This is a genomic window from Miniphocaeibacter sp. (genome assembly GCF_049276255.1).
Taxonomy (GTDB): Bacteria; Bacillota; Clostridia; order Tissierellales; family Peptoniphilaceae; genus Miniphocaeibacter.
This window is the reverse complement of record NZ_JBASWB010000053.1, coordinates 37,544-50,488: the sequence shown is the minus strand read 5'-3', so window position 1 is coordinate 50,488 and position 12,945 is coordinate 37,544. Positions and strand designations below refer to the sequence as shown.

Genomic DNA, 12,945 nt, shown 5'->3' with positions numbered 1-12,945 from the left:
TCCTATTTTTTATTTACTACTTTTTCAATATGAATAGTTAAATATAACTCTTCTTCATTATTAAGAGTATATTTATATTTGCTTTTAATAAATTCTCTAATTTTTTCAACAGCAGAATAAGATTCTGGATAATTATTTTTTATAATAATATATAATTCGTCGACTTTATCATCTTCATAGGCGTTTTTATTTAAAATCCTTTGAGCAAAAAATTTTAAATGGGTTATAAACCTATAATAATTTATAGAGTCTTCATCAAATTCAATTCTAAAGTGAAGTCTTACAATTTTTAGAATTTCTTGCATAATATTGGTTATTTCATAGACTGTGTTTTCATTTTGTTCAAGTTGAGCATTTACAATATGTAATGCAATAAATCCGGCTTCATCTTCAGGAAGTTGTGTACCTATTTTTTCATTAATTATTTTTAAGGCTTCTAATGCTACTTCATATTCGTTTATATAAAATCTTTTTATGTCCCAAAGTAGGGGATTTGTGAAAGAAATTCCCTCTTCAAGACGAGTTACAGCACTAAAAATATGGTCTGTTAAAGAAATATATAAATTCTTACTTAGGCTTTTATTTAAGGTTGTTTCTGCTAAACTTATAATATTTGATGTTATTTCAATGTAAACATCAGGAATACTGGAGAATAATTTTATAATTTCCTTTGTATTTTCTGGTGAAAATATATAAGTCTTTTCTATTTGATTATCATCAAGAAAATCATCAACTCTTTTCTTAAAAGCTATGCCTTTACCCATAACAACTATTTCATTGTCATTTTTATCTTTTGAAATAACGGCGTTATTGTTTAATATTTTACTTATTTTCATGGTGTGCACTCCTAAAAAAACAAAAAAACCTATCCACAGGACTATAGAATACTCCTGTAAATAGGTTTAGCTTGCTATGCAATAACTATCCTCAATATTGATTTAATTAAACAATAGCATAGAATAAAATAATTGTCAATAAAATGTATTCCTCTTAAATAGGAGAAATCTTAAAAATTCTTATTTAAGAAGGGATTATCTTAAGGAATGAAAAAATATATTATATTTTAAACAGGATTATTCTCATGTTTTTTCTTTAGTTGTCGATTTTGTTGTTTCTGAAATTGTTTATATGATTTTGCAGCAATAGACATTAACTTCTCTTCTTGGTTTAATTCATTGTTGGCAATAACTTGTTTTAATAGATAGGCTAGTATCTTTTTTATATTTTCGCCTTCGTAACCTAATATTTTCATATGGTTTCCGTTAACAGCTAAATCTTTAATTTTGTGAGGTCCCTTAAAGACTTCTTTATATTTTTCTAAGATTTCATCAAATATATAGAAAGAACCTAATCTCATAGGATTTTGTGCTAAATTATCAGCTAGCTGGACCTTTATTAAATCCTCCATGTCCTCATATGAGAATTCTTTATCGACTATAAATTTATTCATACTTCTAAAACGAGTAGAAAGAATAGTGTCATGACATTCTATTAACTTCAAAATGCGATTAATACTTTTTGTTGGAAATTTTAATTTTTTTAATATACTATTTGCAATAGCAATAGAATATTTAGCGTGATCATAGAAATGGTCATGTCCTTTAACTGTAGTTTTAGTTACAATTTTACCAATGTCATGTAAGAGCATAGTATATTTTAAATCTATATCTCCAGAAATATTTAAGACAGACATTAAAGAGTGGTCACCAACATTATAAACATGGAAAGTACTATTCTGTGTAGTTTTAAACATTTTATGTATTGGAGGGAAAAGAACTTTAAATATTCCGGTATTGTACAAATTACGTAAGGCAGGGTAATTATCGGCCATTAATATTTTATCAAGCTCTACCTTAATTCTTTCAGTGGCTACATTTTTTAAAAGATAGGAATATTTCGCTATATTGTAAAGTGTTTTATAGTCTATTCTAAAATCAAGTTGGGCAGAAAAGCGGATGGCTCTTAGGATTCTTAAAGCATCTTCACTAAAACGAACCTCCGGCTCACCAACAGTTCTAATTATTTTTTTCTTTAGGTCTAACTGTCCACGAAAGGGATCAATTAAAGTATTGGAATAAATATCATAGGCCATGGCGTTAATAGTTAAATCCCTACGATTTAAATCCTCATAAATATCATCAAAAAATATGACAGAACTTGGATGACGACCATCGGCATAGTCCGATTCTTTTCGCATAGTTGTAACTTCTACAAAATGATCATCTACTTCAACAGAAATAGTTCCAAATTTTCTACCAATGTCTAAAGTTTTATAATTTTTAAAAACTTCAAGTATCTCATCAGGCTTGGCATTAGTAGTAATATCCCAATCATGAGGTATTTTACCAAGAAGGGAATCTCTTATACATCCACCAACAGGATAAGCCTTAAAGCCGTTTTCAGTTAATTCATTGACTACAATTTTAGCTAAACGAGATATTTTAATCATAGTAAGCTCCTTGTTATTCTATATAGCATATATACCCATTTTAATAAGGAGATTAAAGAAGCCTTTATGAACAAGATTAATTAGCATATATTTAATTTTTATTTAAAGATAAGTTTTTATAAATAAGAAATATTAGGGAAAATATAAAGACTAATTATATTTAATTTGGTTATATTAAGGGAGTAAATATATATATTTTTTTATATTTTCATATTAAAAATGTGTATTTTTAAAGATTTACTTGAGTATGAAAACATTTATTTGCTATACTTAATATAAGTATTTAACTAGTATATTTGAAAAACATATATTAATCCTACAATTTAGGTAAAAGCGGAGGTGAAATAAGTGATAAGATTTGAAAACGTTACCATGGCTTATGGTGATAATGTAGTAATTAAAAATTTGAATTTCGAAATAGAAGAAGGCCAATTAGTTGCCTTAGTAGGTCCTTCTGGTTGTGGGAAAACCACTATATTACAACTTGTTAACAGGTTAATTAATCCGGTGTCAGGTAAGATTTACCTAGAAGGTGTAGATATACAAACAATGAATCCGGTGGAATTACGAAAAAAAATAGGATATGTTATTCAAGAAATTGGATTGTTTCCACATATGACTATAGAGCAGAATATTGAAATAGTACCTAAACTATTAAAGTGGCCTTCAGAAAAAAGAAAAAAACGAACTATAGAATTATTAGAAATGGTAGGTATGGATCCAAATACATATTTAAATCGATATCCGGCAGATTTGTCAGGGGGACAACAACAAAGAGTAGGAGTTTTACGAGCATTAGCAGCTGAACCTCCTTTGATTTTAATGGACGAGCCCTTTGGTGCATTGGACCCTATTATAAGGGAAAGTTTACAGGATGAAATAAAAAAACTTCAAAGGAACTTAAAAAAGACTATTATTTTTGTCACTCATGATATGGATGAAGCTATAAAAATTGCAGATATTATAGTGGTTATTAAGGATGGAGAAATAGTTCAATCAGCATCTCCTGATGAATTATTATCTAATCCGAAAAATAAATTTGTAGAGCAATTTATAGGAAAACATCGAATCTATGAAAGCCAAATAGACAAAGTTAAGGATATTATGCGTAAAAAAGTTTTTAAAGTTTCGGTTAATACAGGCTTAGAGCGTAGTATTTCCCTTATGGAAAAAAGAGGTGTGTCCTCCTTAATAGTTGTAGATGAAAAAAATCGACTGTTGGGTTTTCTAGGAATTGAAGAGATTATGAAACAAGCCCAACCGGGGTTAAAGGTTAGTGATTTAAAACTTAATATAATGCCTACTATTGGTCCAGAAGAGCCAGCTAAAAAAGCTTTTGATTTATTTGAAGAACAAAACTTAGATATATTAACAGTTGTTGACGAAGAAAATCATGTACTGGGAATTGTAACAAAAACCAGTATGGTTAAGTCATTAGCTCATGTAGTTTGGAGGGAGGATAGTAATGAGTGATTTTCTATCTTTTATAGTGGCTAATAAGGGTATGATTGGTAAGGCTATAGGACAGCACTTACTAATTAGTATTGTAGCACTAAGTCTTGGAATATTTGTGGCTTTACCAGTGGGAGTATTGCTTACAAGAAATAAAAAAGTTGCAAATATTGTTCTTAATATTTTTAATGTAATTAATACAATTCCAAGTTTAGTATTATTAGGCTTTGCTATGATTATACTAGGGTTGGGTTTTGTACCAGCTGTTGCTGTGCTTTTTTTATATTCACTACTTCCAATAATGAGAAATACCTATACGGGTATAAATACAATAGAACCTAAATATATTAAAGCTGCTAGAGGAATGGGAATGAGCCGTAATGAAATGTTATTTAATATTCAAATTCCTTTGGCCCTACCATCAATTATTACAGGTATACGTATTTCAATTATTTATATAATAAGCTGGGCAACGCTGTCAGCTTTTATTGGTGCTGGTGGACTAGGGGATTTAATTTGGTCCGGCTTACAAGCCTATAATTACAATATGATTTTCGCAGGTGCTTTACCAGCAACTATATTGGCATTAATTGCTAATTTACTTCTTACTTTAGCTGAAAAACGTGCAAGAGAATTCAGCCATGGGAAAAGGAGGAATAGAAAATGAATTTTTCAGATATTGGTAGTGCACTTTTAGTACATTTACAAATAGTCTTTACAGGTATTTTATTTGGGTGTTTAATTGGTATTCCTGTAGGATCTCTTTTAAGAGAACATAAAACCATATCTCAAATAATTTTTACTATTGTCGATATAATCCAAACAGTTCCAACCTTGGCGATGTTTACTTTTCTAATGTTAATATTTGGTCTTAACAATTCAACAGTTATATTTTCAATATTTCTTTACTCCTTATTTCCAATTGTTAGAAATACATATACGGGAATAAAAGAAGTAGATAAGGGGGTAATTCGTGCAGGTAGAGGTATAGGGATGACAGAAATGCAAATTTATTTTAAATTAGAGCTGCCATTGGCTATGCCTGTAATTTTATCGGGAGTTAGGTTAGCCTTAATAACAGCCTTAAGTATAGCTACAACAGGTGTACTTATAGGAGCAGGAGGTTTAGGAATGTTAGTTTGGAGAGGGATTCAAACGAGAAATATAAGAATGATGTTATCGGGAGCTATTCCTGTTTCATTATTGGCCATAATGTTCGATATTTTACTTTCAACACTAGAAAAGCGTATTGGTAGAAGAAGTAAATAGGTAATTAATTTACTTAAATAGCACTAGAGAGGAGAAAGAAATGAGAAAATTTAAAAAGCAGATTCTATTGGTTATTTGTATCTTACTTATTACAGTAACAATTGTTGGCTGTAATGGAAGTAAAAAAGAAATAACAGTAGCGTCTAAACAGTTTACTGAAAATATATTACTTAGTGAAATTTACTCCCAATTAATAGAAGAACATACGGACTTGAAAGTAATAAGGAAACAAAATCTAGGAGGGACTTCCATTTGTTTTCCTGCCTTAGAAAAAAAAGAAATAGATATTTATGTTGAATATTCAGGAACGGCTTATAATGAAATATTTAAACTTCCCGATAGTACAGGACTAAGTGTTGAGGAAATTTATAATATTTCTAAAGAAAAATTAAATGATGAACATAATATTACTATGTTTAAACCTATAGGAATAAATAATACCTTTGCCCTAGGTATGTTACGTAGTAAAGCAGAAGAATACAATATAAGGAAAACAAGTGAATTAAAGGATATATCTTCAGATTTAAGATTTGGAGCAAATCATGTTTTCTATACAAGATTATCAGATGGATATGATGCAATGGTTGACTTATATGAACTGGATTTTAAGGAAGCATTAAAAATGGATACTTCTTTATTATATGATGCAATAGATCAAAATAAACTAGATGTTATTATAGTTTATGCTACAGATTCACTATTAAAAAAATATGATATGGTCATATTGGAAGATGACAAAGAATTATTTCCGCCATATTATGGAGCACCAATATGTAGAAATGATTTGTTAGAAGAAAATAAAGAATTAGTAGAAGTTTTAGACCTATTAGAAAACCGTATTACCGATACTAGAATGCAAGAACTTGACTATGAAATAGATGTAGAGGGAAGAACGCCAGAAGAAGTGGCAAGGGAATTTATAAAGGAAGAGGGTCTTAATAAATAATCAGTAGATAAATATAAAATAAGTTAATTACCATAGAGCAGAATATTTGATTTTTTTCTGCTCTATATTTTTTATAGACATAGTATAGCTATTTCATTATAATTATAATAATGAAAAGAGGTTAATATGAATAATGTAAATATTTACTCGGAAATAGGTAAATTAAAAAAAGTTATGCTCCATAGGCCAGGTAGGGAGTTAAATAATTTAATTCCGGAGTTAATGGATGAATTATTATTTGATGAAATACCCTATTTAAAGGAAGCGCAGAAGGAACATGATTATTTCTCGGAAGTGTTAAAAAAGAATAAGATAGAAGTTGTTTATTTAGAGGACTTAGTTGCTGAAATTATTAAAGACAAAAATATAAAAGAAGAGTTAATAGAGGAATATATTCTTGAAAATAGTATAGACATAGAAAGGGAAAAAAGTTTATTAAGGGAGTATCTGGCTTCTTTTGAAGATGAAAAAGAACTTGTCTTAAAATTAATGGAAGGAACTAGAAGGGAAGAAATAAAGAATGTAAGTAAGAATAGTCTTTGTGAATTAGTTTCTTCCAATTTGAAATTTATAACTAAACCTATGCCTAATTTATACTTTATTAGAGATCCTTTTACATTTGTAGGTAACCATGTAAGTTTAAATAAAATGTGGAGTAAAACAAGAAATAGAGAAACTCTATTTGGAAAATATATACTTAAGTATCATAGGGATTTTAAGGATGTAGACCTACTGTATAATAGAAACTACAGGTATTCTATAGAAGGTGGCGATATATTAGTATTGTCTAAGGACTTAATTTGTATTGGAATATCACAAAGAACCAATCCAAAAGCCATTGAAGAATTTTGTAAGAATTTATTTAATAAAAACTCATCATTTAAAAGGGTTTTAGCCTTTATGTTGCCTAAAAAAAGGGAATTTATGCATTTAGATACTGTTTTTACAATGATAGACAAAGACCTTTTTACTATTCACTCAGCAATAGAAAAAAATATTACAGTTTATTCAATTTCTAGCTACAATGGTGAATTAAAAGTAAATACAGAAAAAGGATTTTTAGAAGATATATTAGGGAAATATTTAAAAAGAGATAATATAAAATTAATTCCTTGTGGTGGTAATAGCAAGGTTGATGCAGCAAGAGAACAATGGAGTGATGGGTCAAATACATTGGCAATTGCACCAAGGGAGGTTATTGTTTTTGATAGGAATATTGCAACTAATAGAATCTTAGAGGAAAATGGAGTAAAATTACATATAATTAAATCAGGTGAACTATCAAGAGGACGTGGAGGGCCAAGGTGTATGTCCATGCCAATAAATAGAGATGAAATATAGGAGGAAATTATGCCAATAAATTTAAAAGGAAGAGATTTTTTAACCTTAAAGGATTTTACATCAGAAGAAATTGAATATTTACTAAACCTTTCAAAAGATTTAAAAAGCAAGAAAAGAGCAGGAATAAAAGGTGACCTACTAGAAGGGAAAAATATAGTTTTACTCTTTGAGAAAACTTCAACTAGAACTAGATGTGCTTTTGAGGTTGCTTGTGCCGATGAAGGTGGTTATTCTACATTTTTAGGTATGTCCGATAGCCAGTTTGGTAAAAAGGAATCTGTAGAGGATACTGCAAAGGTCCTTTCTCGCTTTTATGACGGTATTGAATTTAGGGGATTTAACCATAAAACAGTAGAGGACTTAGCAAAGTATTCTTCTGTACCGGTTTGGAATGGACTTACTGACCTTTATCATCCAACACAAATATTAGCAGACTTTTTAACTGTTAAAGAATATGTAAATAAACCATTAAACAAGGTGAAATTCGTTTATGTTGGAGATGCAAGAAATAATATGGGTAATTCATTATTAGTAGGAGCATCTAAAATGGGAATGGACTTTGTTGCATTGGCGCCAAAAGAGTTATGGCCATCTGAAAAATTAGTAAGGGAAATGGAAGAAGAAAACAAAACAACAGGTGGTAAAATTACCTTAACTGAAAATTTAGATGATGTTGAAAATGCAGATGTAATATATACAGATGTTTGGGTTTCCATGGGAGAAGAAGATAAATTCGAGGAGAGAATAAATCAGTTAAAACCATATCAAGTAAATATGGATATGATTAAAAGAACTAAAAATGAAGATGTAATATTTTTACACTGCCTACCTAGTTTTCATGATTTAAATACTACAGTAGCTCAGGATGTTTATGAGAATTTTGAAGTAGAGGAAATGGAAGTAACAGATGAGGTCTTTAGAAGTAAGTATTCTAAAGTTTTTGATGAAGCAGAAAATAGAATGCATACAATAAAAGCTATAATGGTAGCGACAATTGGAAAATAAGTAAAGGGGCTGTTGTAAAATAGCTTACAATAAAAGAGAGCATTTTTCTAAAATGCTCTTTTTTTATGCTAATATTTATATATTAGTTAGGAGCGATTATTATGGAAAATAAAAGAGTTTTAATAATAGAAGACGATGTTGAAATAAATATCTTACTAAGTAAAATATTAGAGGACTTAGGAGTAGTTTCTACTTCAGCCTATTCTGGAACAGAGGGGCTTTTACAATTTCAGACTGGTAAATTTGATTTAATCTTACTGGACTTAATGTTGCCGGGAATAAACGGAGAGGAATTTTTAAGAGAACTAAGGGAAATTTCATCAGTTCCTGTTATAATAATTTCTGCAAAATCCACTTTAGATGATAAGGTAGGACTACTTCGTTTAGGTGCAGATGATTATATCACTAAGCCTTTTGCTAAAGAAGAGGTAAAGGCAAGAGTAGAAGTACAACTTAGAAGAGGGGAAACTACAATTAACAAAGAAGAGAATATTTTAATTTGGAAAGATTTAAAATTAGACAAAAAACAAAGAATTGTAAAATTAAAAGAAAATTCTATGGACTTAACTATTTCTGAATTCGATATTTTACAACTTTTAATGGAAAATCCTAAAAGGGTTTTTTCTAAAAGGGATATTTTCGAAAAAATTGGTAAGGGCTTGTATTTAGGAGATGACAATACAATTAGTGTACATATATCCAATATAAGAAAGAAGTTTTTAAAAGTAACAAAAGATGAATATATTAAAACCGTTTGGGGAATAGGATTTATTTTAGATTAATATTAATCCTTATGAATTCTTTAAGATTTACTTAAAGCTTTTTAAACAATATTTCCCTATAATGAAATTAAGATAAAAAAGGGAGATATAAAATGCAAAATATTATAATAAAAACAAGAAAATTAAGCAAAAAATATAATGAATTTTATGCCATAAAGGATTTTTCTTTTGAATTAAAACAAGGGGAAATCTGTGGCATAATTGGGAAAAACGGAGCTGGAAAATCTACTTTTTTCAAATCTTTATCAGGCCAAATCTTTCCTTCATCTGGAGAAATGGAAATATTTAATAAAACAGGTAAGGAAATATTAGAAGCAAGAAAACGAATAGGATTTATGATAGAGGCACCGGAGTTTTTTGGAGACTTTACAGCTGAGCAAAATTTAGAGTATTTTAGAATACAAAAGGGAATTCCGGAAAAAATATAGTTAGTAAAATGCTTAGTATAGTAGAGTTAGAACATGGAAGTAAGAAAAAATTTAAAGAATATTCTATGGGAATGAAACAAAGGTTGGGGCTGGCTTTAAGTTTAATGAACAAGCCGGATTGTTTAATATTAGATGAACCAACAAATGGACTGGACCCTGAAGGAAGAAATGATATTAAAAGATTATTACTTAAACTCAATAGGGAAAATAATGTTACAATTATGATTTCAAGCCATATTCTTACAGAAATAGAAGCTATAGGAACTAGGTTTGTTTTTGTAAAAGATGGGGAAATAGTTAAGGATTTAAGTAAGGAAGTGTTATATTCTACAAGTCGTAAGGCTATAAAATTTAAGGTAGACAATACAGCTAAAGCCACTCAGGTGTTAGAATGTGAATTTACAGGAATTGAATATAAGGTTTTAGCAGATTCAGAAATAATTATCTATAACTTACTAGAAAAATCGCCTGAAATTAATGCTAAATTAGCAAGTAATGGAATTTTAATATATAACTTTACAATTGAGGGGGAAAATTTAGAAGAGTATTTTCTAGACTTAATAGGTGGGAAAAGTTATGAATAATTATATAAAAAGTGAAATATACCGTTTTAATAATAAGAAAACCTATAGGAATACAGCAATAGTTCTTCTTTCTTTAGTAGTCCTAGTAGCAATGGGGATTGTATTTTCCAATATAAAGTATACAGTAAAAGAGCCCTTAACAAGCTTGGTCTTTTTTGGAATAGTAATGTCACAGGATACATTTATGTATGTAGCTGCTGTAATTATTGCCGATATTTTACTTGGCAAGGACATAGGAGTAGTTAAGGCTTCAATTAATTCAGGAATTACAAGGGAAAGAATTTTTAAAGACAAATTTAAGATATCCTTAATATCCTTTACAATACTAGAAATATTAATAATAATAGTTAGCTTTATAATAGGAGTTGTTCTTATAGGTAATTTCAATATTAATGATTTTAAACTATATCTTGTCTCCCTAGTAAACATGTTTCCAATAAAAATATCTGTATTAGCTATAGCCCATGTATTAGGAATATTTGGAAATAGATTTGCCCTACTCTTTATATTGGTAATATACGAATTTCTAGGTGCTATTTTAAGTGCCGCATCTTCACTAAATATTATTATAGAGAAAATATACAATATAAGTCCTAAGGGCATATCAGATACAATAAAGGCTAATTTTGTAAAAGAAGAAATTATTTTCATGCCACGGGCTTGGTTAGTTGGAATAGGAATATTTTCAATTGTATTTTTTATAGGATATAGCAAATATAAAAAGAAAGATTTTTAGGTAAATAAAATGATTAATTACATGAAAAGTGAAATTTATAGATTTAATAGAAAGAAAACCTATGGAATATTATTGGCAATAACATCTATTTTAATAATATCCTTTGTAATAGTATTAAATATAGCTGGTAAGGGTAGCACTACCTTTGAATATAACAATATTATGTTTTTATATAGAAATGTAGTTGGTGAAGGACCATTAATAATAATGCTTGGTTTTATTGTTTCCAATATACTTTTAGGAAAGGATTTAAATATTATAAAATCATCAATACATGGTGGAGTAAGTAGAAGTATAATCTTTTGGTCAAAATTTCTCATAGGAACAGGATACTACATCCTATTGGGAATAATTCTAGTAGGTCTAACTATTATTTTAGGACAGGTATTTTTTAAAGGAACAGAAGATCCAGGAATAAAAAATTATATAATGGCTTTATTGAATATGTTACCAATTTTAATATCGGCCTTTGCAATATCATATACTTTTGGAATATCTCAAATAAAAAATTCATCTACTATAATATTCTTATTATTTGTATATGGAGTATTAGAGCCTATACTAAATTTATTTACAGATATTTTTAAACCGTTAACTAAAATTCTTGGATATTTGCCCTATACAATATTTTTAAATAATTTAGAGTATTTAGGAAACAAAAATGTTGTATTTATGTCACAAGTCTGGATAACAGGTATAATAATAACAACAGTAGTATTAATAATAGGTTATAGGAAATTCAAGAAAAAAGATTTTTAATTTTATGTAGACTACAGGGGAAAATATGAAAATAAGTAAAGCAGTTATTAGTGATATTGAAATATTACTGGAAAATGATAAATATATTGTTAAAAGCGAATTAGAGAATTTAATTAATCTTTCCAGAGTATATATAATAGAAGAAAATAAAGAATTAATCGGCTGGTTACGATATAATCTTTTTTGGGATAAAATACCATTTATGAATATGTTGTATATTTTAGAAAAATATCGTAAAAAAGGATATGGTAGAAAAATGGTTTTATATTGGGAAGAAAACATGAAAGAACTAGGGCATAAACTAGTTATGACATCTACTGTATCAAGGGAATATTCTCAACATTTTTTTAATAAACTAGGCTATATGGCTATTGGTGGATTTACTTTGTTAGATGAGCCCTATGAAATTATTATGGAAAAAGTATTATAAATTGAAATAACTATTAAGAGGTGGTAATTGGAGAAAAAAATGGATATAAAAATAGAACATGGTGTTTATTCAGATTTAAATGAAATAGAAAATCTATATAACGATTTAAATGATAGCCTTGAAGTAGGTGTAAATTATCCTGGATGGAAAAAAGGTGTATATCCAACACGAAACAATGCAAAGGAAGGAATAAAAAATAATAATTTATTTATAGCTAGAATTAATAACAAGATAATTGGTTCAATTATATTAAACCATAATCCAGAAAAAGGATATTCTTATGGAAAATGGAAATATGATAATGATTATACTTCTATACTTGTTGTGCATACATTAGTAGTTCATCCTTCTTTTTTTAAAAAAGGCATTGGATATAAATTAATGGAATTTGCTGAAAATTATGGACGTAGAAATAATATAAAGTCTATTAGATTGGATGTTTACGAAAAAAATATACCAGCAATTAAATTATATGAACGTTGTGGATATACATATATATCAACAGTTGACTTAGGACTGGAAAGTTATGGTTTAAAATGGTTTAAACTATATGAAAAACTTCTATAAATAATTAGAGTTTAAATTACAAAAAGATATTAAAAAAATAAGTCTTTTATAGTATATTAAATAACTACTAAGAGGTGGTAAAAATAAATTACCATATAATAACATATATAGTTTTACTTATAATAATAGTCTATTTGTTTTTTAAGCTATATATTAATAAGAAAAATATAAAAAACATAACAAGGCAGATTAAAGAA

Annotated in this window: 15 protein-coding genes; 13 read left to right on the top strand and 2 right to left on the bottom strand. The window is 28.3% G+C overall.

The window, feature by feature from the left end:
• Positions 1-2: 2 nt before the first annotated feature.
• Both licT and WAO56_RS05735 read right to left on the bottom strand, forming a co-directional pair.
• The gene (gene licT / locus WAO56_RS05740) at positions 3-836 is read right to left on the bottom strand and encodes a BglG family transcription antiterminator LicT (RefSeq protein ID WP_422143646.1); all 834 of its coding nucleotides are present in this window, start codon (positions 834-836) and stop codon (positions 3-5) included.
• A gap of 227 nt (positions 837-1,063) precedes the next feature.
• Complete coding sequence (locus WAO56_RS05735; protein ID WP_422143645.1) at positions 1,064-2,449, bottom strand: CCA tRNA nucleotidyltransferase; 1,386 nt, start codon at positions 2,447-2,449, stop codon at positions 1,064-1,066.
• A 348-nt stretch (positions 2,450-2,797) separates the two neighbouring features.
• Here WAO56_RS05735 and WAO56_RS05730 point away from each other — a divergent pair, with 348 nt between their 5' ends.
• The 13 genes from WAO56_RS05730 to WAO56_RS05670 all read left to right on the top strand — a co-directional run bounded on the left by WAO56_RS05730 (position 2,798) and on the right by WAO56_RS05670 (position 12,748).
• On the top strand, positions 2,798-3,922 hold the full coding sequence (locus WAO56_RS05730) for a betaine/proline/choline family ABC transporter ATP-binding protein (protein ID WP_422143644.1): 1,125 nt from the start codon (positions 2,798-2,800) through the stop codon (positions 3,920-3,922).
• Positions 3,915-4,568 (top strand): ABC transporter permease, encoded by a 654-nt coding sequence (locus WAO56_RS05725; protein ID WP_422143643.1) that lies wholly within the window; start codon positions 3,915-3,917, stop codon positions 4,566-4,568. Before WAO56_RS05730 ends, WAO56_RS05725 begins: the two co-directional genes overlap by 8 nt.
• Positions 4,565-5,170 carry an ABC transporter permease gene (locus tag WAO56_RS05720; protein WP_422143642.1) on the top strand — a complete coding sequence of 202 codons (606 nt, stop codon included), beginning with the start codon at positions 4,565-4,567 and terminating at the stop codon, positions 5,168-5,170. Before WAO56_RS05725 ends, WAO56_RS05720 begins: the two co-directional genes overlap by 4 nt.
• A gap of 40 nt (positions 5,171-5,210) precedes the next feature.
• Entirely contained in the window at positions 5,211-6,116 is a 906-nt protein-coding gene (locus tag WAO56_RS05715) for a glycine betaine ABC transporter substrate-binding protein (RefSeq protein WP_422143640.1), read from the top strand.
• 126 nt (positions 6,117-6,242) lie between these two features.
• Positions 6,243-7,457 (top strand): arginine deiminase, encoded by a 1,215-nt coding sequence (arcA, locus tag WAO56_RS05710; protein WP_422143639.1) that lies wholly within the window; start codon positions 6,243-6,245, stop codon positions 7,455-7,457.
• 9 nt (positions 7,458-7,466) lie between these two features.
• Positions 7,467-8,462 carry an ornithine carbamoyltransferase gene (argF, locus tag WAO56_RS05705; protein WP_422143638.1) on the top strand — a complete coding sequence of 332 codons (996 nt, stop codon included), beginning with the start codon at positions 7,467-7,469 and terminating at the stop codon, positions 8,460-8,462.
• 101 nt (positions 8,463-8,563) lie between these two features.
• Positions 8,564-9,244: a response regulator transcription factor gene (locus tag WAO56_RS05700; protein WP_422143637.1), complete on the top strand. Its 681-nt coding sequence runs from the start codon at positions 8,564-8,566 to the stop codon at positions 9,242-9,244.
• 92 nt (positions 9,245-9,336) lie between these two features.
• Complete coding sequence (locus WAO56_RS05695) at positions 9,337-9,672, top strand: ATP-binding cassette domain-containing protein (RefSeq protein WP_422143636.1); 336 nt, start codon at positions 9,337-9,339, stop codon at positions 9,670-9,672.
• 8 nt (positions 9,673-9,680) lie between these two features.
• Positions 9,681-10,256, top strand: coding sequence for an ATP-binding cassette domain-containing protein (locus tag WAO56_RS05690; protein WP_422143635.1), 576 nt, complete (start codon positions 9,681-9,683; stop codon positions 10,254-10,256).
• Entirely contained in the window at positions 10,249-10,992 is a 744-nt protein-coding gene (locus tag WAO56_RS05685) for a hypothetical protein (RefSeq protein ID WP_422143634.1), read from the top strand. Before WAO56_RS05690 ends, WAO56_RS05685 begins: the two co-directional genes overlap by 8 nt.
• A gap of 9 nt (positions 10,993-11,001) precedes the next feature.
• Entirely contained in the window at positions 11,002-11,751 is a 750-nt protein-coding gene (locus WAO56_RS05680) for a hypothetical protein (protein WP_422143633.1), read from the top strand.
• A 25-nt stretch (positions 11,752-11,776) separates the two neighbouring features.
• Positions 11,777-12,181, top strand: a complete 405-nt coding sequence (locus tag WAO56_RS05675; RefSeq protein WP_422143632.1) for a GNAT family N-acetyltransferase — start codon at positions 11,777-11,779, stop codon at positions 12,179-12,181.
• 39 nt (positions 12,182-12,220) lie between these two features.
• Positions 12,221-12,748, top strand: coding sequence for a GNAT family N-acetyltransferase (locus WAO56_RS05670; RefSeq protein WP_422143631.1), 528 nt, complete (start codon positions 12,221-12,223; stop codon positions 12,746-12,748).
• Positions 12,749-12,945: the final 197 nt, after the last annotated feature.